This is a genomic window from Pseudarthrobacter lactosi (assembly GCF_055412785.1).
In genome coordinates this window covers 976,258-1,000,523 of record NZ_JBVAYS010000001.1, presented here as the reverse complement: position 1 = coordinate 1,000,523, position 24,266 = coordinate 976,258, and the positions used below count along the sequence as shown (strand labels likewise).

21 protein-coding genes and 2 tRNA genes are annotated in these 24,266 nt (G+C 65.5%); 9 read left to right on the top strand and 14 right to left on the bottom strand.

What is annotated here, in order from left to right; all coding sequences use genetic code 11:
- Window positions 1–98 precede the first annotated feature (98 nt).
- From ACZY0Q_RS04625 to ACZY0Q_RS04605, 5 genes are read left to right on the top strand one after another with little or no spacing between them, the layout of a single operon-like run.
- Window positions 99–809, top strand: a complete 711-nt coding sequence (locus ACZY0Q_RS04625; protein WP_463916250.1) for an NUDIX hydrolase — start codon at window positions 99–101, stop codon at window positions 807–809.
- Entirely contained in the window at window positions 806–2,128 is a 1,323-nt protein-coding gene (gene nadA / locus ACZY0Q_RS04620; protein WP_463915021.1) for a quinolinate synthase NadA, read from the top strand. The genes ACZY0Q_RS04625 and nadA overlap by 4 nt, the downstream gene beginning before the upstream one ends.
- 53 nt (window positions 2,129–2,181) lie before the next feature.
- A complete protein-coding gene (locus ACZY0Q_RS04615) occupies window positions 2,182–3,987 on the top strand; it encodes an L-aspartate oxidase (RefSeq protein WP_463915020.1) in 1,806 nt (601 codons plus the stop codon).
- Window positions 3,980–4,852 (top strand): carboxylating nicotinate-nucleotide diphosphorylase, encoded by an 873-nt coding sequence (gene nadC / locus ACZY0Q_RS04610; protein WP_463915019.1) that lies wholly within the window; start codon window positions 3,980–3,982, stop codon window positions 4,850–4,852. The genes ACZY0Q_RS04615 and nadC overlap by 8 nt, the downstream gene beginning before the upstream one ends.
- Window positions 4,853–4,859: 7 nt before the next feature.
- Entirely contained in the window at window positions 4,860–6,014 is a 1,155-nt protein-coding gene (locus ACZY0Q_RS04605; protein ID WP_463915018.1) for a cysteine desulfurase family protein, read from the top strand.
- Here the strand turns inward: ACZY0Q_RS04605 and ACZY0Q_RS04600 are convergent.
- From ACZY0Q_RS04600 to ACZY0Q_RS04590, 3 genes are all read right to left on the bottom strand, one after another.
- Window positions 6,011–6,502 (bottom strand): GtrA family protein, encoded by a 492-nt coding sequence (locus ACZY0Q_RS04600; RefSeq protein WP_463915017.1) that lies wholly within the window; start codon window positions 6,500–6,502, stop codon window positions 6,011–6,013. The genes ACZY0Q_RS04605 and ACZY0Q_RS04600 overlap by 4 nt on opposite strands.
- Before the next feature lie 17 nt (window positions 6,503–6,519).
- Window positions 6,520–7,368 carry a fumarylacetoacetate hydrolase family protein gene (locus ACZY0Q_RS04595; protein WP_463915016.1) on the bottom strand — a complete coding sequence of 283 codons (849 nt, stop codon included), beginning with the start codon at window positions 7,366–7,368 and terminating at the stop codon, window positions 6,520–6,522.
- A gap of 68 nt (window positions 7,369–7,436) precedes the next feature.
- Entirely contained in the window at window positions 7,437–8,099 is a 663-nt protein-coding gene (locus tag ACZY0Q_RS04590) for a DUF1684 domain-containing protein (RefSeq protein ID WP_463915015.1), read from the bottom strand.
- 94 nt (window positions 8,100–8,193) lie between these two features.
- On the opposite strand from ACZY0Q_RS04590, the gene ACZY0Q_RS04585 reads away from it, so the two are divergent.
- Window positions 8,194–9,009: a hypothetical protein gene (locus ACZY0Q_RS04585; protein ID WP_463915014.1), complete on the top strand. Its 816-nt coding sequence runs from the start codon at window positions 8,194–8,196 to the stop codon at window positions 9,007–9,009.
- A gap of 69 nt (window positions 9,010–9,078) precedes the next feature.
- A complete protein-coding gene (locus ACZY0Q_RS04580) occupies window positions 9,079–9,885 on the top strand; it encodes a transglutaminase-like domain-containing protein (RefSeq protein ID WP_463915013.1) in 807 nt (268 codons plus the stop codon).
- A gap of 46 nt (window positions 9,886–9,931) precedes the next feature.
- Here the strand turns inward: ACZY0Q_RS04580 and ACZY0Q_RS04575 are convergent, their stop codons facing one another.
- The 8 genes from ACZY0Q_RS04575 to bcp all read right to left on the bottom strand — a co-directional run bounded on the left by ACZY0Q_RS04575 (window position 9,932) and on the right by bcp (window position 19,975).
- A complete protein-coding gene (locus ACZY0Q_RS04575) occupies window positions 9,932–10,402 on the bottom strand; it encodes a MarR family winged helix-turn-helix transcriptional regulator (RefSeq protein ID WP_463915012.1) in 471 nt (156 codons plus the stop codon).
- Complete coding sequence (locus ACZY0Q_RS04570; protein WP_463915011.1) at window positions 10,402–11,511, bottom strand: LLM class flavin-dependent oxidoreductase; 1,110 nt, start codon at window positions 11,509–11,511, stop codon at window positions 10,402–10,404. Before ACZY0Q_RS04570 ends, ACZY0Q_RS04575 begins: the two co-directional genes overlap by 1 nt.
- A 112-nt stretch (window positions 11,512–11,623) precedes the next feature.
- Window positions 11,624–14,857: an efflux RND transporter permease subunit gene (locus tag ACZY0Q_RS04565; protein WP_463915010.1), complete on the bottom strand. Its 3,234-nt coding sequence runs from the start codon at window positions 14,855–14,857 to the stop codon at window positions 11,624–11,626.
- Between the two features lie 82 nt (window positions 14,858–14,939).
- Window positions 14,940–16,442, bottom strand: coding sequence for a malate:quinone oxidoreductase (locus tag ACZY0Q_RS04560; RefSeq protein ID WP_463915009.1), 1,503 nt, complete (start codon window positions 16,440–16,442; stop codon window positions 14,940–14,942).
- A 79-nt stretch (window positions 16,443–16,521) separates the two neighbouring features.
- Window positions 16,522–18,195, bottom strand: coding sequence for an ABC transporter substrate-binding protein (locus tag ACZY0Q_RS04555; RefSeq protein WP_463915008.1), 1,674 nt, complete (start codon window positions 18,193–18,195; stop codon window positions 16,522–16,524).
- A gap of 142 nt (window positions 18,196–18,337) precedes the next feature.
- Window positions 18,338–19,009: a fasciclin domain-containing protein gene (locus ACZY0Q_RS04550; RefSeq protein ID WP_463915007.1), complete on the bottom strand. Its 672-nt coding sequence runs from the start codon at window positions 19,007–19,009 to the stop codon at window positions 18,338–18,340.
- 256 nt (window positions 19,010–19,265) lie between these two features.
- Window positions 19,266–19,347: transfer RNA gene (locus ACZY0Q_RS04545), tRNA-Leu, on the bottom strand.
- Between the two features lie 154 nt (window positions 19,348–19,501).
- Window positions 19,502–19,975 (bottom strand): thioredoxin-dependent thiol peroxidase, encoded by a 474-nt coding sequence (gene bcp / locus ACZY0Q_RS04540; protein ID WP_463915006.1) that lies wholly within the window; start codon window positions 19,973–19,975, stop codon window positions 19,502–19,504.
- Window positions 19,976–20,070: 95 nt separating this feature from the next.
- Between bcp and ACZY0Q_RS04535 the strand changes: the two genes are divergently transcribed.
- Window positions 20,071–20,526, top strand: a complete 456-nt coding sequence (locus tag ACZY0Q_RS04535; protein ID WP_463916249.1) for a MarR family winged helix-turn-helix transcriptional regulator — start codon at window positions 20,071–20,073, stop codon at window positions 20,524–20,526.
- 275 nt (window positions 20,527–20,801) lie between these two features.
- Entirely contained in the window at window positions 20,802–21,299 is a 498-nt protein-coding gene (locus tag ACZY0Q_RS04530) for a DUF805 domain-containing protein (protein ID WP_463915005.1), read from the top strand.
- Window positions 21,300–21,648: 349 nt separating this feature from the next.
- On the opposite strand, the gene ACZY0Q_RS04525 is transcribed toward ACZY0Q_RS04530, so the two are convergent.
- From ACZY0Q_RS04525 to ACZY0Q_RS04515, 3 genes are all read right to left on the bottom strand, one after another.
- Window positions 21,649–21,721: transfer RNA gene (locus ACZY0Q_RS04525), tRNA-Lys, on the bottom strand.
- A 116-nt stretch (window positions 21,722–21,837) separates the two neighbouring features.
- Window positions 21,838–23,067 (bottom strand): PQQ-dependent sugar dehydrogenase, encoded by a 1,230-nt coding sequence (locus ACZY0Q_RS04520; RefSeq protein ID WP_463915004.1) that lies wholly within the window; start codon window positions 23,065–23,067, stop codon window positions 21,838–21,840.
- Entirely contained in the window at window positions 22,979–24,133 is a 1,155-nt protein-coding gene (locus ACZY0Q_RS04515; protein WP_463915003.1) for a sunset domain-containing protein, read from the bottom strand. Before ACZY0Q_RS04515 ends, ACZY0Q_RS04520 begins: the two co-directional genes overlap by 89 nt.
- Window positions 24,134–24,266: the final 133 nt, after the last annotated feature.

Genomic DNA, 24,266 nt, shown 5'->3' with positions numbered 1-24,266 from the left:
TTGAATCGAAGGAATGTGGCCGTAGAATCAGTTCTAGTCAAAGTGACTTTAACTAACGATGGCAATGAAGCCCAGAAGCAGGGAGCGGGTGAGTGACCGTGTACAGCAGCTCAGCGAACGTCTCCGAACGCGCTACCGCTGCACCCTCGCTCGCTATCTCCACCGTCATCTTCGCCTTACGGCCCAGCGAATCCTCGGGCCGGCCTACCCTCTGGCTTCCCCTGGTCCGTAGGATTCGTGAGCCGTACAAGGACCTTTGGGCCCTTCCCGGCGGACCACTGACGCATGTTGAATCCCTGCAGGATGCCGCGTCCCGGAACCTCCGGGAAACCACCGGACTCACTCCGAGCTACCTGGAGCAGCTCTACGCGTTCGGTGGGCTGCACCGCTCACCCACGCAGCGTGTGGTGTCGATCGTCTACTGGGCGCTGGTCCAGCCCACTGAGGCCGCCCTGGCCGACGAATCGGAGAACGTGAAGTGGTTCAGGGCAGACAAGGTGGGGGACTTGGCCTTCGACCACAACGCCATTGTTGACTACGCGCTCCGGCGCCTGCGGAACAAGCTGGCCTACGGGTCGGTGGCCTACCACTTCCTGGGCGAGTACTTCACGCTGGCCCAGGTCCGGGAAGTTTATGAAGCAGTCCTGGACACCCGGCTGGACCCGGCGAACTTCCGCCGCCAACTCACTTCCACGCCGGAGATCCAAGAAACCGGCGAATACCTCCAGGGCGGCAAACACCGTCCGCCTCGTCTTTACCGCTTCACCGGCCGTCCTGGCCTTGACCTCGATAACAGGAGCACACCATGAGCAGCGTCAACACAGCCATCCAGCTGATCACGCGCGAACAAGCCGAAAGCGCGTCCCGGAACGCGGCGGCAGGCAAAACAGCTGCCACCTGCAGCCCGGCGCTCGCCAAGGGCCCGTGGGAATACGACCTGGCCGAAGCCCTCGCAGGTGCCCCTGCCTACGGACCAGGGGCCTCCAGCGCGGACGTCGCCCCGGCGGCAACGCCGCGCCAGGGCCAGCTGCCGGAAGAATACAAGCTCGCCAACGATGCAGAACTCGACGTCCGCATCCGGGCCGCCAAGGACACGCTCGGTGATCGCGCGGTGATCCTGGGCCACTTCTACCAGCGCGACGAGGTCATCCAGTACGCCGACTTCGTGGGCGACTCCTTCCAGCTGGCCAACGCCGCCCTCACCCGGCCTGACGCCGAGGCCATCATTTTCTGCGGCGTGCACTTCATGGCCGAGACCGCGGACATCCTCTCCACCCCGGAACAGGCCGTCATCCTGCCCAACCTCGCCGCCGGCTGCTCCATGGCGGACATGGCGGACACCGACTCCGTGGAGGAGTGCTGGGAACAGCTCGAGGAGATCTTCGGTACCGAGGCCGACGCCGACGGGCGGGTTCCGGTCATTCCGGTCACCTACATGAATTCCTCCGCCGCCCTGAAGGCTTTCTGCGGCCGCAACGGCGGCATCGTCTGCACGTCCTCCAATGCCAAGGTGGTCTTGGAATGGGCGTTCGAGCGCGGCCAGCGGGTCCTCTTCTTCCCGGACCAGCACCTGGGCCGCAACACCGCCAAAGCCATGGGCGTGCCGCTGGAGCAGATGCCCATGTGGAACCCGCGCAAGGAACTGGGCGGCAACGACGAACAGGCCCTGCTCGATTCCCGCGTGATCCTGTGGCACGGCTTCTGCTCTGTCCACAAGCGCTTCAACGTGGGCCAGATCGAAAAGGCCCGCGCCGAGTTCCCCGGCGTCAACGTGATTGTCCACCCCGAGTGCCCCATGGAGGTGGTTGACGCGGCCGATTCCGCCGGTTCCACCGACTTCATCAAGAAGGCCATCGCAGCCGCCACCGAACCGACCACCTTCGCGATCGGCACGGAAGTCAACATGGTGAACCGGCTCGCCGCTGAGTACCCGCAGCACACCATCTTCTGCCTGGACCCGGTGATCTGCCCTTGCTCCACGATGTACCGCATCCACCCCGGCTACCTCGCCTGGGTCCTGGAGGAACTCGTCGAAGGCCGCATCGTCAACCGCATCAGCGTGGACCGTTCCGTCCAGGACAACGCCAAAACCGCGCTCGAGCGTATGCTCGCCGCGCGTCCCCTGTAGCCCGCAGCTGCAGTCCCGCCCGCTGTAACCCAGGAAACCGAAACGAGCCCCACATGAGCGCAGAGAGCCCAGCCGGTGGTCCGGCGCCCCGGCGGCTGATCGTCGTCGGGAGCGGCATTGCGGGACTGTACTCCGCGTTGCTTGCTGCCGATGCCGGCGCCGAAGTGGTGCTGCTGACCAAGGGTGCGCTCGCGGACAGCAACACCTACTACGCCCAAGGCGGCATCTCCGCCGTGCTCGACGAACCCGCGCCCGGAGACACCGGGGCCGCGCACATCGCAGACACGCTGAAGGCCGGGGCCGGGCATTGCGACGAAGAGGCCGTCCGCGTGCTCTGCACGGAGGCCCGCCTGGATATCGCCGGCTTGGAACGCTTCGGCGTGCGTTTTGATATGGACGACGACGGCGACCCCTCGCTGGGTCTCGAAGCGGCCCACTCCGCGCCGCGGATCCTGCATGCCGGGGGCGACGCGACCGGTGCCGGCGTAGCCCGGGCACTCATCAAGACGGTTCTGGATGCGCAGGCAGCTGGCCGGATCCAGGTGATCGGGCACGCCCAGGTCACGTCCCTGTCGCAGAGCGAAGGACACGTGGCAGGCGTGAACTTCCTGCACGACGGGCGGGAAGTTGGGATCCACGGTGATGCCGTGCTCCTGGCCACCGGGGGAGCGGGCCAGCTGTTTGCCCAGACCACCAATCCTGCCGTGGCAACCGCGGACGGGGTGGCGCTCGCGTGGCGGGCCGGAGCCGCCGTGGCGGACCTGGAGTTCTTCCAGTTCCACCCCACCTGCATGGTGCTCCCGGCCGATGCCCTCGAGGCAGCCGGCAACGGAGCTGAACCGCTCCTGATTTCCGAAGCCGTCCGCGGCGAAGGCGCCATCCTGCTGGACGCCCACGGCGAACGCTTTATGCCCGCCTATCACGCGGACGCAGAACTTGCCCCGCGCGACGTTGTCTCCCGCAGCATCGCCCTGCACCTGGCAACCCTGGGGGATCCCAACGGGCACGTGTTCCTCGACGCCATGGCGGTCGAGGCCCTGCACGGCAAGGGCTACCTCGAAAAGCGTTTCCCCACCATCAGCGCCCGCACGCGCCAAGCCGGCGTCGACTGGACCCGGGAACTCGTCCCCGTGGCACCGGCCGCGCACTACTGGATGGGCGGCGTCCTTACCGATCTCTACGGACGGACCTCGGTGCCTGGATTGCTGGCATCCGGCGAGGTTGCCTGCACCGGCGTCCAGGGCGCTAACCGGCTTGCCAGCAACTCCCTTCTTGAAGGGCTTGTCTTTGGGCGGCGGGCCGTTGCTGCGTTCCTGGCCGGCAGTTCCGGAAGTCCCTCGGCGCGGGGTGGGGTGTCGCCCGACGCTGTTCCTCCGCTCGCTGTCTCGGCCGCTGGCGGCCTCCCCTTGACGCTCGCTTCCGGAACACCCTCGGACGACGACGGAGCGGTCGCCTTGGGAGCCGATGACACGCCCGATTGGTCGTTCCAGCTTGATCCGGAGCCGGCAGTTGTAGAGGCCCCGGCCGCCGAGCCGTTTTCCCGGGTGGCTCTGCGTTCGTTGATGACTGCCAACGCTGGGGTGCTTCGCAATGGTGGCTTACTGCGGGAGGCTGGGGTGGAGTTGACTGCCTGGGCGGCCGATGTTTTTCCCATCAATGTTCCCGATTCCCTTGATCCTCGGGAGCATGAGGATGCCAACCTCCTTTTGGCGGCGCAGTTGCTCGTGCACTCCGCGCGGGAGCGGCGGGAATCCTTGGGGGCGCATTACCGCAGCGACAGTGTGCCCGCGGATGCCGCCGTCGAATATCTTGATAAGCGTTACACCATGAGCCGGAAAGCGAGCCTCGTAAATGACTAGCCTGACCCTCCCCGCAGCACCCGTCCGGGACATCCTGGAGCGGGCTTTTGCCGAGGACGCGCCCAACGGGGACATCACCTCGCAGCTGCTGATCCCGGCCGATGCCCGCGCCACCGCGGTGCTGAACGCGCGCGTGCCGGGCGTGTTCAGCGGTGGAACGGTGTTCCGCGACGCCATGAAGATCGTGGACCCGGACACCGACGTGGAACTGCTGCTCGCCGAGGGGACTGCGTTCGACGCCGGTACGCACCTCGCGCGTGTCACCGGCAACGCACGCTCGGTGCTGCTGGCCGAACGCGTCGGGCTGAACCTCGTGCAGCGGATGAGTGCCATCGCCACTAAGACCGCGGAATTCGTCCGGCTCGTCGAGGGTACGAAGGCCCGCATCACGGACACCCGCAAGACCACACCCGGACTGCGCGTGCTGGAGCGCTACGCCGTCCGCTGCGGCGGGGGAGCCAACCACCGCTACAGCCTGTCCGACGCCGTGCTGGCCAAGGACAACCACCTCGCCGTGATGACCGGGGGAGATCCCGCCAAGCTCACCGCCCTGCTCGCCGCGGCAAAGGCCCAGCTGGGGCACACCACGCACTTCGAGGTGGAGGTGGACAGCGCCGAGCAGATCGAACCTGTCCTGGCCGCCGGTGTGGACACCATCATGCTGGACAACTTCAGCCTCGACGGGCTCCGCTCCGGCGTCAAGCAGGTGGACGGGCGCGCCATTGTGGAAGCCAGCGGCAACGTGAACGTCGGCACCGTCGCGGATATCGCCGCGGCGGGCGTGGACGTCATTTCCATCGGTGGTCTCACCCACAGCGTGGCTGCCCTGGACCTGGGCCTCGACGTCGAACTGAGTGTCGGCTGAGTCAGCCATGATCTTCCTCGATGCCGCTGCCACTACGCCCGTCCGCCGCGAAGTCCTTGAAGCCATGTGGCCCTACCTGAGCGGCGAGTTCGGCAACCCCTCCAGCCACCACGCGCTGGGCGAGGCTGCGGCGTCCGCGCTCGCAGGCGCCCGCGCGGCCGTGGCCAAGGTGCTCGGCTGCCGCCCTGGCGAGGTCACCTTCACCTCGGGAGGCACGGAGGCAGACAACCTCGCGGTCAAGGGCATTGCCCTGGCCCGGCAGGCTGGGGACCCGGCGCTCAACCGGGTGGTGATCAGCGCCGTCGAACATCCCGCCGTAGAGGAGTCTGCGCGCTACCTGGAGCGGTTCCACGGGTTCACCGTGGACGTGGTTCCGGTGGACCGGACCGGCCGGGTAACGCCGGAGGCGCTCGCCGCCCTGCTCCGGCCGGAAACTGCCGTGGTCAGCGTGATGTATGCGAACAATGAAGTGGGCACCATCCAGCCCATCGCCGAACTGGCGGCGCTGGGCCGGGCGCAGGGCATCCCGTTCCACACCGACGCCGTCCAGGCCGCAGGATGGCTGCCCCTGGACGTCAAGGCATTGGGCGTGGACGCCCTGAGCATTTCCGGCCACAAGCTCGGCGCACCCAAGGGGTGCGGCGTGCTGTACGTCCGCGGCCGGACCCGCATGGAGCCCCTGGTGCACGGCGGCGGCCAGGAACGCGGCCGGCGGTCGGGGACCGAGAACGTTGCCGGGGCCGTGGCGCTGGCTACGGCCCTGACGCTCGCCCACGCCGAACGCCCGGAACTCGCCGCCCGCGTGGCAGGGTTCCGCGAACGCTTCATCGCCACCATCCTGGACACCGTTCCCGGCGCCCTGCTCACCGGGCACCGGACGGAACGGCTGCCGTCAGTGGCCTCGTTCTGCTTCCCCGGCACCAGCGGCGAATCCGTGCTGCTGGAGCTGGAGCGGCAGGATGTGGTGTGCTCGAGCGGTTCGGCCTGCGCCGCGGGTTCCGATGCGCCGTCGCCGGTGCTGACCGCGCTGGGCTACGACGCCGAAGTGGCGCAGACAGCTGTGCGATTCAGCTTCACCTCGGCCGTGACCGCGGACGAACTGGAGCAGGCGGCAGCAGCCGTGAGCACCGCCGTCGGAAGCGTCAGGACCCTCGGCCGCTAGATATGGCGGGCGCGGCGGAAGATCCAGTGCCGCAGCATCGTGAACCGCACGGCGGTTGCCACGAAGCCCGACAGCGTGGTGGTCCACAGTTCGTCGGACACGGTGGCATCCGGGTGCAGCCAATGGAGCACGCCCAGGCTGCCGCCGGTGATGACCAGCGCGACGGCGATGACGATCATGCCGTTGAGGTGGTCGCGGGCCATCCGGCGCTGCCCGGAGATCTTGAAAGTCAGCCTGCGGTTCAGCGCCGTGTTCATCAACGACGTCAGCACCAGGGCGGCCGCGTTGGCCAGCTGCGGTCCCAGCCAGGGGCGCAGCAACGCATACAACGCCAGGGACGTGGCGGTGCAGATGATGCCGACGCCGGTGAAGCGGAGGAGCTGCCGCACCAGTGGAAACCTGAAGATTCCACTGTAGTGCCTGGTGGCAGGAGCGCTACGGGTGGGCTGCTGCGTCAGCTGGGCGCTGGGCGCAGCAGGGGATTCCATGGCTTAAGCCTGACATATCAAGCGGGATTTTCCTCCCAGGACGCGGCCTTGACCGGGTTGCTAAGCTCGCCAATGCCCTCCACGCGGCACACAACTGTGTCACCAGGCTGGATGCGTGCACACTCCGCCGGGAATCCGGTGAGGACCAGATCGCCGGCGTGCAGGGTCATAAACGAGCTGAGGTAAACGAGGATTTCGTCCACCTTCCAGCCGAGATCGGCGCTGCTGGCGGCTTTCAGCTCGGCGCCGTTGTGGACGATGCTGATGGCCAAGTCAGAGTCGTCGAGGTCCGTGACGATCCAGGGGCCCACGGGAGTGAACGTGTCCTGGCTCTTGGCGCTGATCCACAGTTCGTCCGACTTCTGCAGATCGCGGGCCGAGACATCGTTGCCGATGGTGAAGCCAAGGATGGCGCTCCGGGCAGTCTCCAGCGTCAGGCCACGCACGGTGCGGCCGACGACGACGGTCAGCTCCGCTTCCGGGTCCACGTAGCCCACCGTTGAGCTCAGTTCGATGGCGTCGCCGGGGCCGATCACGCTGGATGCGGCCTTGTGGAAGGCCTGCGGCGGGAGGTCCCGGCCGGCCTGGCCGGTGTTGTGCGCCATGCCGAACACGTTGGCGGGGACGGAGGGTGCCAGGAAAGTGAACGAGTCCTGCTCTACAACGGCGCCGTTCTCCCACCCGGTCCGGGCCTGGTGGTTGGCGTTTGCACGGGGCGCCTCGAAGGGGCAATCGACTACTGTCCAGGACCGGCCGGCGGCGGAGCCGAAATCCGGGGCGTCATTGGCCACGAAGAAATGCTCGTCGGCAACAGCCGGGGACAGGGGGCAGACACGGGCAAGGCGGCGGGGAGCGCTGGCAGTCATGATGACATCCTACGTCCTCGGGCAAGCCGCAACCGGATTGCGACGGGCCGATCACCCGGTGGACAGGCTCAGTACAGCTCGCCCACCGGGATCTCCACGGCCAGCCGGTTTGACGGGCCGGGCAGCGGGCAGGCCCAGGCCTCGTTGTACGCGCAGGACGGGTTGTAGGCAAAGTTGAAGTCCAGGACAAATTCGGCGTCCGCCCCGGAACCGTGGACCCCGTGGAATGCCCCCTTGATGGTGTCCAGGAGGTACCTGCCGGCCCCGTACGTTCCGCCGGGCTGGCCGGCTGTTGCATCCCGGAACGGAACGAAGATCCCGCCGCCGTAACCGTGCAGCTTCCACACACCAAGCTGGCCCAGTTCGGGTAGATCGAACGTGCCCAGCCGGACGAAACGGACCACGCCGTCCGTGGCGGTTTCGACCGTCATTTCCCGGCCGGCCCCCTCCAGGGTCAGCGGCACGTAGAAGCGGTAGATGGGATCGTAGTCGGCCGTCTTCAGGCCGGAGAACTGCGACTTGTCCTTGGCGCTGAGGGCTGAGGCCGGATGCGTTGCGAACATGCGGTCGCGTTCATGCCGCCACAGGGAATGTGCCTCTGCCGGATCTTCAGCGGCTACTTTCCGCACCGTGTCATACAGGGCAAAGGTCCGCAGCCGCCAGTCCGCAATGTCGATGGCGGAGATGTCCGCCAGGCTCTCAAGGTCCGTGCCATACTGCTGATCCGCCATAGGCACCAGCCTAGTCCCTTGCGTGCGGGGAATGTCCGACGGCGACACGGGGCTCCGGCTCCTGGCCGCCGTCGTCCGCCGATAGGGTGGCTGGATGACACACAAGGCGACAATGTGGGGAGTGCGGACGGCCGCGCTGCTGATGGCAGGGACGCTGGCAGCCGGGTGCAGCGCCCCTGGTACCAGCGATCCAGCGTGGACTGCGCAGCCGGACACCTCGGCCAGCCCTGGCGCCAGCACGAGCTCAACCGCCGGCGCTACCGGGTCCGCGTCGTCGGATCCTTCTGCCACAGCTGGCGCCTCTACGTCCGCAACGCCTGGCCCTGCCGCAACGGCAACTTCCTGGAAGACCTTTACCGACCCGGCGAAGACGGTCAGCTTCGACCTGCCGGAGGAATGGATCGCCCAGTCCGTTACGCCGGAGGAGAGGACGTTGCCGGGTGCCCTGAAGGTCGAGGTGAAAAAGCAGGACGGAACGGTTGTGGCCACGCTGCGGACAGGACTTCCCCCGGCGTCGTCCGAGTGCCCCGAAGCGGCCCGGAAACCCTATGTGGTGATCAGCAGCGTCCCGCTGGATATTCCCGGCCTGACGGGGGAAGGCACCATTGCGCCGCACGTGGTGTTCCGCGTGATCCAGGGCTACCGCTACTTCGGCTCCTACGGCATCACCAATATTGTGGGCGGGGCAGACGGCCAGGCCTGCGAACTGCGCAACGTGGTGCGTGGCCCGGCCGGGAAAGGGGACTACTCGTTCGGCGACCTCGGCGTCCTGAAGGCCTTCGCCCCGGATGAGAAGGTGGCCCCGGCCAAGGCGTTCGACACCCTGGGCCAGGCCGAAAAGTACGTGGACGAGAGCTCGGAATTCGCGAACGTCCAGCGGATGCTAATGTCTCTGGAGATCAAAAACTAGTCCCGCCCCCGGCGCCGTCATCCCCGGGCCGGGCGGGAAGTTCTGCCACTACCTCACATCCGGAGATACATGGAACGCACCGTTTCTGCACGTATGGTTTTCAGGACCATCGCCGACACGAAGGCAGCCCTGGCCATCGCTGTGGCCAGGAATCCCGGCTACACCTCGTTTGATGAATTCCTCACCGTCACGGCCGACGGCCGGCCGGTTCCGCTGCAGGAACTCGAGGACCACCATGGCGGCCGCCTGCACTATATGGAATTCGCTGAACCCGCAGAGGTCACTGTCGAGTACTCGGCGACGGTGGCAGGGCAAGCGGTCCCGGAAGAGGCCACCCTGGCTGAGCGCATCCGCTTCGTGCGGCCGAGCCGCTACGCGGAGTCGGACCGGCTCCTGCCCACGGCCTATGCCGAATTTGGCGGCCTGCACGGCACTGAACTGCTCCAGGCCGTGCGGAGTTGGGTCTTCGGGGAATTGCGGTACATCAGCGGTTCCTCCAGGGGCACTGACGGGGCCGTGGAAACGCTCCTGCACCGCAGGGGAGTGTGCCGGGACTTCGCGCACCTGGCCATCGCCCTGCTGCGTTCCAAGGACGTCCCGGCCCGCCTCGCGGCCGTTTACGCGCCGGGGCTGAGCCCCATGGATTTCCACGCGGTAGCCGAGGCGCATGTCGATGGCGCCTGGCACGTCATCGACCCCACGGGGCTGGCCCCACGGGAGTCGATGCTGCGGATCACAGCCGGCCGGGACTCGTCCGACACCGCGTTCCTGTCCACCGTGGGCGGGCGCCTGACGCTGAACGAGCTGCGCGTCGGTGCCGTGGTCAACGGCCAGCTGCCGTCGGAAGATCCGGCCAGGCTGGTTATGCTGGGCTAGGTCCCGTAGGGTCCGGTCCCCGTAGGGTCCGGTCGCGGCCGGGCAGTCACTTCCCAGGCCGCGCTCCCACCGAATGCCGGAGTTTCTCGGTCAGCCGCTGAAGTTCCCTCTGCTCGGCAGCGGTCAGGGCCGGGCCTACCAGGCTGGAGATGTCGCGGACGTGCTCCCGGCCGATTTCCTTCTGGAGGGCAGACCCCTCCTCGGTGAGCTTCAGCAGCACGCCGCGGCCGTCGTCGGGGGCCGCCATCCGGACCACGAGCCCGCGCTTCTCCAGCCTCTCAACCAGCCTGCTGAGGCTCGACTGGCTCAGCAGGACATGGTCATTGAGTTCGTTGAGCCGGAGCCAGCCGGATGGACACCGGGAGAGCGTGAACAGCACGTCGTATTCGTTCAGGGCCACTTTCCGGAAGGCGGGCCCGGCCTGCAGCCTGCGCATCACGGCGACCTGCGCCCGGAACAGGGATTCCCAAGTTTCCGCTGCCAACCGGATGGGTGATTCGTTGCCGCTGGCAGCCATCACGCCTCCGAAGGGGCCGTGTCAGAGGCCTGCGCAGCCATCAGTGTGGCCACGCGGCCGGCGTGGGTGGGCGGGTCCGGGACGTGCGCTGGCTTGAGGGCCGCGTATTCCTTGCGGAGGACCGGGAGGACTTCCTCGCCGAACAGGTCAAGCTGCTCCAGCACTGTCTTCAAGGGCAGGCCCGCGTGGTCGATCAGGAACAGCTGGCGCTGGTAGTCGCCGAAGTACTCCCGGAACGTCAGGGTCTTCTCGATCACTTCCTGCGGGCTTCCCACAGTGAGCGGCGTCTGGGAGGTGAAGTCCTCCAGCGACGGGCCGTGGCCGTAGACGGGCGCGTTGTCGAAGTAGGGCCGGAATTCCTTCACGGCATCTTGGGAGTTCTTGCGCATAAAGAACTGGCCGCCGAGGCCTACGATGGCCTGGTCAGCCTTGCCGTGGCCGTAGTGCTCGTAGCGCTCACGGTAGAGGCTGATCAGCTGCTGGTAGTGCTCCTTGGGCCAGAAGATGTTGTTCGCGAAGAACCCGTCGCCGTAGTAAGCGGCCACTTCGGCGATCTGCGGCGTGCGGATGGAGCCGTGCCACACAAAGGGGGCTACGCCGTCGAGCGGGCGCGGGGTGGGCGCGAAGTTCTGCAACGGGGTCCGGAACTTGCCCGACCAGTTCACAGTGTCCTCATCCCACAGCCGGCGCAGCAGGCTGTAGTTCTCGATGGCCAGTTCCACCCCGTCCTGGATGTTCTTGCCGAACCACGGGTACACGGGAGCCGTGTTGCCGCGGCCCAGGACCAGATCCACGCGGCCGTCGGCCAGGTGCTGCAGCATGGCGAAGTCTTCGGCGATCTTGACCGGATCGTTGGTGGTGATCAGCGTGGTGGCAGTGGAGAGGGTGATCCGCTCGGTCTGCGCGGCGATGTAGGCGAGGGTGGTGGTGGGCGAAGACGAGAAGAACGGCCGGTTGTGGTGCTCGCCGAGGGCGAAGACATCCATGCCGATTTCCTCGACCTTTTTGGCGATCGCCACGGCCGCTTTGATGCGTTCGTTCTCCGTGGGTGTCCGGCCGGTGGTGGGGTCAGTGGTGATGTCACTGACGCTGAATACGCCGATCTGCATGGTGTGCCTTCCGTTTCTGGACTTCTCCGGGCTTGCTTCCACTATACCCGATTTTCATGCATTTGCATGTATCGACGGATATAACGCATCCCCGGCGAGAATATTCCAGGTGTTACTGGGGGTCGCCCGGAGCGGCGCGGCGGCCACTGATGCGGGGCACCGTGCCGGTGGTCCAGTCGCTGAACTCGGCGTCGACGTCGTCCGCTGCCGCAAACTCCGGGCGCTGCTGCATGGCGCGGAGCAGCGCTTTGCGTTCCCGCCGCCCCTCCACGAGCCTGTACAGCACGGGAACCAGCACCAGGGTCAGCGCTGTGGACGAGACCAGGCCTCCGATCACTACCACGGCCAGCGGCTGCGAAATGAAACCGCCGCCCCCGGTCAGGCCCAGCGCCATGGGGGTCAGGGCGAAAACGGTGGCCAGCGCGGTCATCAGGATGGGCCGGAGGCGCTGCCGGGCGCCGTGCGTGATGGCGTCAGCCACGCTCATCCCGGCGCGGCCGTCCCGTGGCTGCCGGTACTGGTTGATGAGGTCGATGAGCACAATGGCGTTGGTGACCACAATGCCGACCAGCATCAGCATGCCGATGAGCGACGGCAGGCCCAGGGGAACACCCGTGGCCAGCAGCAGGGCCACGGCTCCGGTGGCAGCAAAGGGAACGGAAACCAGCAGGATCAGGGGCTGGATCAGCGACTTGAAGGTGGCCACCATGATGACGTAGACGATGGCGATCGCCGCCAGTAGCGCCAGGCCCAGCTGTTGGAAGGATTCGGCCTGCTGGGTGGTGGCGCCGCCGAGTTCGGCGGTGACGCCGGCGGGGAGGCTGACGTCCGTGAGGCGCTTCTGCACCTCCGCGTTCACCGCGCCAAGGTTGGAGCCCGACGGCGTGACTGACACTTTGGCGGTCCGCTGGCCGTTGCTGGCGGTAATGGAGACCGGCACATCCACCTGTTCCACGGACGCGATGCTGCCCAGGGTCACGGGCGCGCCCGCTGCGGGCAGTGCGATGTTGCGCACGGCATCGATGCTGGTGAACCGGGTGCCCTTGCCGATCTGGACTGGAAAGTCGTTGGTGTCGATCCGGACCGTCCCGGCGGGGATGGGGCTGATGGTGGCAGCCAGGACGCCGGCCACCTGGTCCTCGTTCAGTCCGGCCGACGCAGTCTTGGCCCGGTCAACCTTGACCTGGACCACCGGCTGGCTGGCCGCGAGGTTGGTTGCCACCTCGCTGGTTTCCGGCACGCCGGTCATGGCTTCCACCATGGCTTCGCTGGCCTTGCGGAGATCCTCGGACGTGGCAGCCTTGATGGTGATGTCCACCGTGGACGATGTTCCGAAGCCACCCTGCTGGGTGCCCACCGTAATCTTCCCCGAACCCGCGACTTTACCTATTTCAGTCCGGACGGTTTCCTGCAGCTTTGCCTGGTTCGCCTTCTCATCCGTCACCACGGTGAACGAGGAGTTGGCTGAGCCGGAGGATGTCAGGGCGGCAAAACCCGCCTGCGCGTTGCCGGAGGTGACCTGGACATTCTTCACACCCTCGATGCCCCGGAGTACTTCCTCGACCTTGACGGCGGCAGCGCTGGTGTCGGCCAGGCTGGTGCCCGCCGGCATCACCTGTCGGACGGTCATGCTGTTTTGGCCGGAATTGCCGAGGAGGTTGGTGGAAAGCAGCGGCGTTATGGCTCCTGTGGCGCCGAGGACCAGGACGGCGGCGACCAGGGTCACCACGGGATGCTTTTGGGTCTTGCTGAGGACGGGCAGGTAGGCGCGCTGCAGCCGGCTCTTCTGTTCGGCGGCCTGGGCCTGGGCGCGGGCGGCAGCGGCAACAGCGGCGGCAGCTTCGCGGCCAGCAGGCGAACTTGTTGCGGAACCGGCGGGGCTCTTGAGGAACCAGTAGGCCAGGACCGGCACGATGGTCAGTGATACCAGCAGGGACGCCAGCAGCGCCATGGTGACTGTCAGGGCGAAGGGCCGGAAGAGTTCGCCGGCGAGCTCACCCACAAAGGCAATGGGCAGGAAGACCGCCACTGTGGTCAGAGTAGAAGCTGTGATGGCTCCGGCCACCTCACGGATAGCGGTGAGGATCGCCGAGACTTTCTCCTCGCCGTAGCTGAGGTGGCGTTTGATGTTTTCGATCACCACAATCGAGTCGTCCACCACCCGGCCGATCGCAATAGTGAGCGCGCCCAACGTCAGGATGTTCAGCGAATAGCCGGTCGCGGACAGGCCAATAAACGTGATCAGCAGCGAGAGCGGGATGGACACCGCGGTAACAAGGGTGGAGCGGGCCGACATCAGGAAAACAAGGATGACGGCGACGGCGAAGCCCAGCCCGAGCAGGCCCTCGGTGGTGAGGTCCTTGATGGACTTTTCGATGAACGGGGCCTGGTCGAACACGGCCGTGAACTTTGCATTGGACCCCAGTTCGGCCTCAAGGGCCGCCAGCGAGTCGTTCACGGCGTGGGAGATTCCCACGGTGTCTCCCTCGGGCTTCTTGGTCACGGACACCGCCAGGGTTTCCTGGCCGTTGGTCCGGGTGATGGAGGTCCGTTCGTTGTCCTGCAGGCTGACGTCGGCCACCGTGCCGATCGTCGCGGCATCCTTGGCTCCGCCCAGGGGCAATGCCTTGATGGCGTCCAGGGAATCCACCGGGCTGCCGATCTGGAGGGAGAGCGTCTTGCCCTGCTCCTGGATGGTCCCCGCCGGGATCAGCGCGCCGTTGTTGGAGAGGGCGCTCCGGATGGACTCGAGCGTGGCGCCCTTGGCGGCCATCACCTCCGGCCGGGGGAGGATCTCGATGTGCTGGGTGGCGCCGCCGGTCACGTCGGCTCCGCGGACACCGTCGATCTTCTGGAGCCGGGGAACGGTCAAACGTGCCAGGTCGGCGTTCAGTTCGCTCAGCGGCTTGTCCGAGGACACTGCCAGGAACACGATGGGGAAGTCGCTGATGCTGCCCGCGATGGCCTGCGGCTGCACGTCCTCCGGCAGGGAGCGCTTGGCGTTGGAGATTGCCCTGTCAATCTGGTTGCGGGCGCGGTCGAGGTTTGTCCCGTAGGTGAACACCATGGAGATCTGCGAGACGCCGTTACGCGACGTCGAGGACGTGGACTCCAGGCCTTCGACGCCGTTCAAGGCAGTTTCGAGAGGTGCGCTGACCTGCTTGTCCACGACTTCGGGTGACGCGCCGGGCATGGCGGAGAGGACGGTGATCTGCGGGAACTCGATGGAGGGGATGAGTTCCTGTTTCAGCGATGACATGGTGATCACGCCGAACACCGTCGCGAAGACGGTGATCAGCGCGATCAGCGCCCGGTTTGCCAATGAAAGTTGTGCCAGCCGGAACATCGCGGGTCTCTCCTGTGGGGTTGACGTACTCCTGAGGACCAGACGGTCCAGCCGGGTCTTCACGCCCGCCGGACAGCCTGCGTCAGTGGGTGGCGGAAACGCTCTCCAGCTGCAATGCCTTGGCCGTTGCGGCCTCAAGCTCGGCGGCCAGATCCGGATTCTCATCCAGCTTCACGCCGTAGCCCGGCATCATGTCCTTGAGCTTGCCTTGCCAGCCCTTGAAGTTCTTGGGAAAGGATTTCTGCAGCAGTTCAATCATGATGGGCACGGCCGTGGAGGCGCCGGGCGACGCACCCAGCAGCGCGCCGATGGTGCCGTCGCGGCCGGCGATGACCTCGGTACCGAACTGCAGCACGCCGCCCCGCTTCGGGTCCTTCTTGATGATCTGTACACGCTGGCCTGCGGTTATCAGCTCCCAGTCGCCGTCCTTGGCCTCGGGGTAGTACTCGCGCAGTGCCTCGACCTTGTCGCCGTGGCGCTTGGCCACCTCCTTGACGAGGTAGGCGGTGAGGTCCATGTTGTCCTTGGCCACGGCAAGCATCGGGATGATGTTGCTGGGCCGGATGGACAGCGGCAGGTCAAGGTACGAGCCGTTCTTCAGGAAGTTTGTGGAGAAGCCGGCGTACGGGCCGAACAGCAGTGAACGCTTCCCGTCCACGTAGCGGGTGTCCAGGTGCGGGACGGACATGGGCGGGGCACCCACGGACGCCTGGCCATAGACCTTGGCGCTGTGCTGGGCGGCGAGTTTCTCGTCGGTGCAGCGGAAGAACTGGCCGGACACGGGGAAACCGCCGAAGCCTTTGCTCTCCGGTATGCCGGAGGCCTGGAGGAGGTGCAGTGCGCCGCCGCCGGCGCCCACGAACACAAACTTGGCGTGAATCTTGCCGTGTTCCCCGGAAGCCGGGTGCTTGATCGAAAGGTCCCAGCCGCCGTCGGCCGCTTTGGAGATGCCACTGACGTCATGGCCGTAATTGATTTCGACGCCGTTGTTCCCGAGGTACGTGGTGAGTTCGCGGGTCAGTGCCCCGAAGTCGACGTCGGTCCCCTCGGTTGCGCGCGTGGCGGCGATGTTCTGTTTGGGGTCCCGGCCCTTGACGATCAGCGGCGCCCATTTGGCGATCTGAGCGTGGTCCTCGGAGTACTCCATGCTGCGGAACAGCGTGTGGGGCTTGAGCGCCTCGTAGCGGGTCTTGAGGAACGTGGTGTTGTTCTCGCCGATCACAAAGCTCATGTGCGGGACGGTGTTGATGAAGCCCTTGGGCGAGCCGATCAGGGATTCGTCCACAAGATGGGACCAGAACTGGCGGGACAGCTGGAACTGTTCGTTGATGAGCAGTGCCTTGGCAGGGTCCACCGAGCCGTCTTTGGCTGCGGGGGAGTAGTTGAGCTCGCACAGCGCGGCGTGGCCGGTTCCGGCGTTGTTCCAGGGGTCGGAGCTTTCCAGCCCCGGCTGATCCAGGCGTTCGAACAGGGAAATGGTCCAGTTCGGTTCAAGCTGCTTGATGAACGCCCCGAGCGTGGCGCTCATGATGCCGCCGCCAATCAGTACGACGTCGGCATGTTGGGTCTTGGATATGAAGGTCACAATCAGTCTCCGATAGCAGCGGCTCTGGCTGTCAAAGAATATCCCCGGGCAGCCCGCATACTGAAATTGGGCCGGACCGTCAAGGCTTTAGCTGTACCTTCGTGAAAACTTCATTCAGGACCGGGGACGCCGGGTAGCTGCTGACGCGGTCCGAGAGTGCCAGGGCCGAGATGGGGAAGGCGATGGGAACGGCCGGCACCGTGGCCGCGATCTGGGCGTTGATGGTGTGGTATTGCTCGTCGCGTTCCTTGCCCGCAGGGAGGCCGCGGGCGCGGTTGATCTTGGAAAAGACCTGCGGGTCCTGGTAACCGAATTCGCCGTTCTTTTCGCCGAACAGCGGGCCCACAAAGTTATCGGCATCGGCATACGCGCCGTTCCAGCCCAGCAGGTGGAGCCCGTGGTCCCCGGGTGACTGCACCTTTTGGAGATAGCCCTCAGACCAGTCAACCGGGACAGGTTTGATGTTGAGCCCGACGGCGGTCAGTTGCCTGCTGATTTCGGCGTAGATTTTCTCCGGCGTGGGCAGGTACGGGCGGGTGGCGTTGAGTGGGTAGTAGAACCTGATCTCTTCCCCGAGGTAGCCGGCCTCGGCCAGGGTGGCCTTCGCCTTGACCGGATCGTGGCCCAGCGCGGGAGCATCGTTATTAAAACCGCTGATCTTGGGCGGGACGAACTGTGAGGCCTTGGCCGTGTTGTCGATGAAGAACTTGCGGATCAGGGTTTCCTTGTCGATGGCCAGCTCAATGGCCTGCCGGACCTTTTCGTTCTGTAGCACCGGAATTTCCTGGTTGATGCCCAGGTACATTACCGAGAACGGATCACGCTGGACGATCTGCATGCCCCGCTTGACCAGCTGGTCGAAGTTGCCCACCGTGACGGCGTCGTAGCCGTCGATCTTGCCGTCCAGCAGGGCCTGGAGCCTCGTCTGGGGGTGGTCGTATGTGACGAAATTGATGGTGGAGATCTGCCCGCGGTCACCCCAATAGTTTTTGTGGCTGACGAGCCGGACACTCGCCTCGTCCCAGGCGGCCAGGCTGAACGGTCCGGTTCCGACAGGGTTGGTGGCGAACCGGGAGACCGGGTTTCCGCCACGGGTCTGGTCCAGGACATCCGCCGTGCCCGCGGTCAGGGCGGCCGGGGACGCGATAGCGAACGCCGGGAGGGTGAGCGCCTGGAGGAACGCGGTGAAGCGCTGGGTCAGGTCGATCCGGACAGTGTCAGCGGAAAGGGCCGTGCAGCTCTTGAAGATGGAAAGTGCGGCATCGTCGGCATGTGCCTTGAACACGCTCTTGAACGAACTTCCCGGCGCTTGCCGGCGCAGTTCCGGGGAGAAGGCGAACCAGCGGTTGAAGTTGGCGCACACGGCGTCGGCGTTAAAGGGCGTGCCGTCCTGGAACGTTACGCCGCTGCGGAGTGTGAACGTGTAGGAGCGGCCCTCGTCCTCTTCGGACCATTCCGTTGCCAGCAGCGGCGTGGGTTTCCCGGTGGTCTGGTCAACGCCCACCAGGCCCTCGAGGATCTGCCGCGTGATCCGGTAGCTTTCTACATCGCTTGAGAGCGCAGGGTCCAGGCCCAGGGGCTGGGACGCGGTGCCGAAAGTGAAGGTTTCGCTGGGCTCAACGCCGGCGGGTTCCCCTGAGGGCGACGTGGGTGTTGGTGACGGCGACGGGATGCCGGTACAGGATGTCAGGCTTAACGCCATAAAAACGGCGCCGGTCTTGATGACCGTCCGCCGCGAAGTACTGCTGGGCACTCGTCTATCACCTCTGGCTGCAACTGGGCGGCGCCGCCGACTGCGGGCCAAGGACACAGTCTAGTTGACAGACCTCCATGCTCCCTGGGCACACGCCAGAGGCCTGTTCCAGTGGGAACAGGCCTCTGGGTTTGAGCGGGGACTACTTGGGCATCAGCACCGAGTCGATCAGGTAAACGGTGGCGTTCTTGGTCTGGACGCCGCCGCAGATCACGCTGGCGCCATCAACCATGAGGGCATCCTTGCTGCCGGTCACGGTGACGGATCCGCCCTGGACCGTGGCGTGGGTGCCGGCGATCTTGTCCGGGGTGATCTGGCCGGGAACCACGTGGTAGGTCAGGATCTTGCTCAGCAGGGCATCGTCCGTCTTGAGCGTTTCGATCGTGGCGGCATCGATCTTGGCGAAGGCTTCATCCACCGGAGCGAAGACTGTGAACTCGCCGCCGTTAAGGGTGTCAACCAGGTCAACCTTCGGGTTCAGCTTGCCGGACACAGCTGCCGTGAGGGTGGTCAGGATGGGGTTGTTGGATGCCGCGACCGCTACCGGGTCAAGGGCCATCCCGGCAACCGAGCCTGCACCGGTGGGGACCTTCTCCGCGTAGCCGGCGCAGCCTGCGCCAACGAGGTTTGCTGCCGGATCCATGGCCTTGGCACTGGCGGAAGGTGACGGGGCCATGCTGGAGGCGGACGGTGCGGCGGACGGAGCGGAGGAGCTCGGTGCCGTCGTGGTGCTTCCACCGCAGGCGGTGAGGCTGAGCAGGGCTGCAGCTGCAACGCCTGCGACGGTGAAGGATGTGCGCTTGAATGACTGCATTTCGGTTCTCCTTGGTTTTTGGTTTCTGCCGATTTGTTCCCTGCTGCAGGCTTGCTGCCTGCCGCGTGGCCTTTTCCGACTGTTGGGCACCTGCCCTTGGCTGGTGTCTCAATGGGTATTCGGCCGGTGCGCGGAAGCGGATGGGTGGATCGCCAAAAGTTTTTTCAATTACCCCAAACCAGGGAGTGTGCCGTGTCTGGCTGCAGTTAAACGACAGAGATCCCGGGCCTTCTGGCCCGGGATCTCTGTATAAGTGTGCGCAAGGGGGGATTTGAACCCCCACGCCCGAAGGCACAGGAACCTAAATCCTGCGTGTCTGCCAATTTCACCACTCGCGCTTGGCAATTGCCGCCGTTGTCCTCAACCCTGGCCGGATGGCCTGGGAAAAAACGTACGACGGCGGATGCCAGTTTCCATTGTAGCCTCGGGCCGGCGGGGTTCCGGTCAGCCGGTTCCTGCCGCCCGTACGGGCGGCCCTTTACACCTAAGGCGTTATGCGTCCAGCTTGAGGTCGCGGCGCAGTTTTGCCACGTGGCCGGTGGCCCGGACGTTGTACTGGGCCAATGCCACCTTGCCGTCGGGATCGATCACCACGGTGCTGCGGATGAGTCCCTCATAGGTCCGTCCGTAGTTCTTCTTTTCGCCCCAGGCGCCATAGGCCTCGGCGACGGTGTGGTCCCCGTCCGAAAGCAACGGAAAGCTCAGGTCCTCATTGGCGGCAAAGGCGGCAAGTTTGTCCACAGAATCCGGCGAGACGCCCAGGACCCGGTAGCCGGCGGATGTGAAGGACGCCAGGCTGTCGCGGAAGTCGCAGGCCTGCCTGGTGCAGCCGGGGGTGGCGGCGGCCGGGTAGAAATAGACGATGGTGCTGCCGCCGTGACGCGACGCCAGGCTGACGTCGTTGCCCGACGAATCCTTCAGGGTGAAACCGGGCGCCACGTCGCCGGTCAAGAGTCTGTCAGCCACTATTAATCTCCTCGTTGCAGGCGGAACACACCAGTTTAGTAATCCTCCAGGGCCGATGCTAACCAGCCTTAGCTATACTTGCTGGTATGCCTGACATGGATCGCTGGCCCACTGGGCGCCTATTGTCCACTGCGGCACGCCTCGTTGAACACTCGTGGAACGAAAAGCTAAGCGCCATCGGACTGACGCACGCCGGCGTGATCGCTATCGAAGTCCTCTCAGCACAAGGGCCACTGACTCAGGCCCAACTCGCCCAATATGTGCGCGTTCAGGCCCAGACCATGGGTAAGACGTTGAGTCGGCTGGAGTCCCACGGCCACATTGCCCGCGTCCGCAGCACCTCGGACCGCCGCAGCCAGGTGGTGTCCCTCACCGACAGCGGCCGGGAAGCCGCCGCCGCAGCGGTTGAGATGGAACGCTCGGTACTCGCCGCGGCGACGATTGATCCTGACGCCCTGCGGCAGGAGCTCCAGTCAGTGGTCCGGGAGTTGGCCAGTCAGTTCGCCTCGCCGTCAACGCGCGCCCTGGTGGACGGTTCCCCGCTCGGCTAGCAATCCCCGAAATCCGGGAAAGCCCCGCCGGTATCGGCGCTGAGGTTTTTATAGTGAGAGCGCCGCCGCGACCGAATCCGGGTTCGCAGGCGGCGCTCTCACTGGAACGGCCGGACGCGCTGATCATCTGAGGGGCGGCATCGTGTGGTACCGCCCCTTTGCGTGACCGCTCTCGGCTGGGCGATTAACGGTTATGTCGTCACCGACAGTGTGTCTTAGGTCCGTTTCGACGTACGATGAGCCCGTCTCAACACACCAAACTACTGGGGGAAACCTTGAGCTATCCGCAATACCCACAATCACCGGCGCAGCAGCAAAACTTGCAGGGCGGTGAACCGCCGCTCTGGGCACCGTATTACGGCGCCCCTTTGCCGGTCGCCGTGAAGCGTTTCTTCAAGAAGTACGCTGCATTCTCGGGCCGTGCAAGCCGGAGTGAATACTGGTGGTGGACGCTCGTCTCCGCCATCATCGGCATCGTCCTGAACATCATCATCGGAGCCGGCACGACCGCACCGACGTCCGCCGCCCTGGGTGCAACCCCGTCGTACGGGCCGGTTGCCATCGTCGGAATCATCCTCGGCGTTATCTGGGGGCTGGCCACCCTTGTGCCTTCTCTTGCAGTGTCGGTCCGCCGACTGCATGACGGGAACTTCAGTGGCTGGCTGCTCCTATTGCACCTGGTTCCCATTCTGGGCAGCATCGCCGTCCTGGTCATGATGATCCTCCCGTCCAACCCGGCGGGTCAGCGCTTCGACCAGCCCACCGGGCACTAAACAGCCAGAACTGACCGCAGAAGACCCCGCCGTTGTGGACGGCGGGGTCTTCTCTGCTTCGCAGCGTTACGACAGGAATGGCCCGCATCGTGGCTGCAGGGTCTGCGAGCCACTCTGCGACGGTCGGTTCATCTTCACGATCCGGCCCTGAGCCGGATGCGGCCTTACAAAACGGGCGACTGCAGCCCGGCGCACCCGATAACCAGGAAGCGGTTTGAACTCGGACCGCCCAGTATCAGCTGCACCGTTGGCTGAAGTAGATAGCCCCTAAATACCCCCTGTAGTGATTTCAGGGCAAAGCGAAACCCCGCCTTCAGGCTTGAGGCCTATGAAGACGGGGTTTCTGTTGTGCACCCCCCGGGACTTGAACCCGGAACCCATTGATTAAGAGTCAATTGCTCTGCCAATTGAGCTAGAGGTGCATCTCTTATGTGGTTACCTTCCGGGCTTTTTCTTTCCCGGTTGATCTCCGCAACGACATGAAACTCTACACGAACTTTCGGACCATGTGAAATCGAAGCCGCTGGGGCCGGCAGGCTCAGCCGGGAGGGGCAATAACCAGCACAAAATCAGGGTTTTTGTTGTTGGTGAGCAGCCAGAAGCCGCCGTCGGGGGTCCGGATGATGTCCCGAATCCTGCCGTATTCACGTGTGAAATAGGCCACAGGTGCGCCTGCCTCCGCGCCGGACAGGGCCACCGTCCAGAGGCGTTGGCCGCGCAGGGCGCCGAGGTATGCGGTCGACCCGACAATTTCCAGGCCGCTGGGTGAGGAATCCGCCGTCGAAGGCCATACCACCGTCGCGTCGCGGTACTCCTCCCGGTGTGGCGCACCCGTCACTGTCGGCCACCCGTAGTTGGCGCCCGGCTCAATGAGGTTGAGCTCGTCGTCGACATCCGGGCCGAACTCGCTGGCCCAGAGCCGACCGGAACTGTCCCACGCCAGACCCTGGACGTTTCGGTGCCCCAGGCTGTACACGGCATTGCCAAAAGGGTTACCCGGGGCGGGGTCACCTTCCGGAGTCAGCCGCAGGATCTTCCCGCCCAAGGCGTTCGGGTCCTGCGGCTGTTCCCGGCGCTGGGAGTCTCCAGTTCCCACGTACAGCAACCCATCCGGGCCGAACCGGATCCGGCCGCCGTTGTGGGTGGACGCTTTCGGAATTCCGGAAAAGACCACCTCGGGATCGTCAAGATCCAGGGTTCCGTCAGGCTGTTCCGTCAGCTTCAACCGCGCGATGCGGTTGTCCTGCGCGGACGTGAAGTACATGTAGAGGTAGCTGTCGGCCGGAAACTCGGGGGATAGGGCGAGGCCCAGCAGTCCTCCCTCGCCGCCTGGGACAACGCCGGGGACCTGGCCGATGGTGGTGGCCTTGCCATCACGGACAGCTTTCAGCAGCGCAGAGTCACGCTCGGAGACGACGGCGGTTCCGTTCGGCAGGAATACCGCGGCCCAGGGAATGTCGAGCTGAAGATCGAGCCGCGCCGTTATCTTCGGTGGCGTGGTGGTTCCAGTGCCTGTCGCGATTTCGGTCCCGGTCCCGGTCGCGGTTCCATTGATGTTGCCGGTGGGAGCATCGGCGGCGTCCCCGGTGCAGCCCGACAGGAGCAGGGCCAGGATCACTGCGAAGGCGCCCGCGGGAGCCGTGGCCGCCGCGAAGGTACGGAAGAGCGCCCCCGCCTGGTCAGATGCGGGTGCGCCGGGGAGCCCGGAAACCGGCAGCTTCGGCGTGGGCCGCCGACTCAAACCAGACGTCGGCTGTCGTCTGCTCATAGTCAGGATGCCCCTCCTCGTAGTAGACCATGGTTCCGGCGTCGGCCTTGACGTCGAAATCCGCCGGTCCGCTGCCGTCCGGGCCGGGCGACGCGGAACCGGCGCCGTAGGGCTGGTCCGCGGCCAGATGCCCTGACGGTTCCGGCGCCGCGTCGGAATCCGCCGGCGCTGTGGGCTCAATGGGCGCGGATTCGGCTTCAACGGCTTCGGCAGCGGCCGTTTCGGCGCCGGGCAGCGTGGGTGAGTGGGGCTCCGTGTACTCCGGATGATGCACAGGGCCGGTGCCCTGGGCCGGTGGCGCTTCGGAGAGCGGGGTATCTGCAAAAGCGGTGGCTGCGTCGTCTGGTGGCCTGTGGCTGGCCGCGGGTTGGGTTGGCGCACTTGCCTCTGACCACTGGGTTTCCCACTCAGCTTCGTCTTCTTGCCGGCTCACGGGCTCCTGGCTGCCGGGGTCGTGGATTTCAGGTTCCTGCGTTGATACGTCCTCAGAGCGTGCCGGCTCCCCAGGACGGGCCTCTCCCTCAGGGGACGAAGGCTCCGCAACGCCGGCCGGCTCTTCAGGGGATGTCAGCACTTCAGGGGATGACAGCTTTTCGGGGGATGACAGTTCCTCGGCGGGTCGGTGTTCCGATGGTTCAGTTGTGGGGGTGTCTGCGGCACCGGGAGCTTGTGTGGAACCGGCTGCGATGGGTTCAACGCCGGCGTCCTGCCCAACGCTGGTGTCCTTTTGAACGTGGACTCCTTCAAGACCGGTTTGGTGTCCGGCGCCGGCGTCCTGGTGTTTCGCCGTGCTGGACCGCTCGGGCGCGTCGTCCGCCGTCGTCGGTGGTGCCGGCTCAGCAGTGCCGAAGCCCGCAGCGCTGGGGATGCCCGTCGTGCCGGCGGCTTCCGCCGAGGCAGCCGCGCTTCCGCCGGAGAGGCCCCCGTCCGTCCTAATGGGCGTGGATTCGCCGGTGCCCGAGGAGTTGCTGCGGTTCAGCAGCCACCACACAACGCCCACGATCAGCACAATCAAGATAATCCAGAAGACAAAATCCATAGCAGGGCCCTTCAGTCCGAATGGCATGGTTGCCGTTCCCTGACGGTACGTCGGCGCGAACAGGGCTGTCTAGGTTCCGGGAGGCCCGCACGGGGCCGTCTCAGACTTTGAGACGAGCGTCCACTATTTGATCGAAATATTCCGGAAAATGGGCCGAAGG

Coding starts and splice junctions, on each gene's coding strand:
- ACZY0Q_RS04590 (WP_463915015.1), bottom strand. CDS start 8,099: ATGGCGGATCAGCAGTATGGCACGGACCTTGAGAGCCTGGCGGACATC.
- ACZY0Q_RS04565 (WP_463915010.1), bottom strand. CDS start 14,857: ATGTTCCGGCTGGCACAACTTTCATTGGCAAACCGGGCGCTGATCGCG.
- ACZY0Q_RS04600 (WP_463915017.1), bottom strand. CDS start 6,502: ATGGAATCCCCTGCTGCGCCCAGCGCCCAGCTGACGCAGCAGCCCACC.
- ACZY0Q_RS04605 (WP_463915018.1), top strand. CDS start 4,860: ATGATCTTCCTCGATGCCGCTGCCACTACGCCCGTCCGCCGCGAAGTC.
- ACZY0Q_RS04595 (WP_463915016.1), bottom strand. CDS start 7,368: ATGACTGCCAGCGCTCCCCGCCGCCTTGCCCGTGTCTGCCCCCTGTCC.
- ACZY0Q_RS04515 (WP_463915003.1), bottom strand. CDS start 24,133: ATGCCATTCGGACTGAAGGGCCCTGCTATGGATTTTGTCTTCTGGATT.
- ACZY0Q_RS04570 (WP_463915011.1), bottom strand. CDS start 11,511: ATGCAGATCGGCGTATTCAGCGTCAGTGACATCACCACTGACCCCACC.
- ACZY0Q_RS04615 (WP_463915020.1), top strand. CDS start 2,182: ATGAGCGCAGAGAGCCCAGCCGGTGGTCCGGCGCCCCGGCGGCTGATC.
- nadA (WP_463915021.1), top strand. CDS start 806: ATGAGCAGCGTCAACACAGCCATCCAGCTGATCACGCGCGAACAAGCC.
- ACZY0Q_RS04535 (WP_463916249.1), top strand. CDS start 20,071: ATGGATCGCTGGCCCACTGGGCGCCTATTGTCCACTGCGGCACGCCTC.
- ACZY0Q_RS04520 (WP_463915004.1), bottom strand. CDS start 23,067: ATGAGCAGACGACAGCCGACGTCTGGTTTGAGTCGGCGGCCCACGCCG.
- ACZY0Q_RS04575 (WP_463915012.1), bottom strand. CDS start 10,402: ATGGCTGCCAGCGGCAACGAATCACCCATCCGGTTGGCAGCGGAAACT.
- ACZY0Q_RS04580 (WP_463915013.1), top strand. CDS start 9,079: ATGGAACGCACCGTTTCTGCACGTATGGTTTTCAGGACCATCGCCGAC.
- nadC (WP_463915019.1), top strand. CDS start 3,980: ATGACTAGCCTGACCCTCCCCGCAGCACCCGTCCGGGACATCCTGGAG.
- ACZY0Q_RS04585 (WP_463915014.1), top strand. CDS start 8,194: ATGACACACAAGGCGACAATGTGGGGAGTGCGGACGGCCGCGCTGCTG.
- ACZY0Q_RS04550 (WP_463915007.1), bottom strand. CDS start 19,009: ATGCAGTCATTCAAGCGCACATCCTTCACCGTCGCAGGCGTTGCAGCT.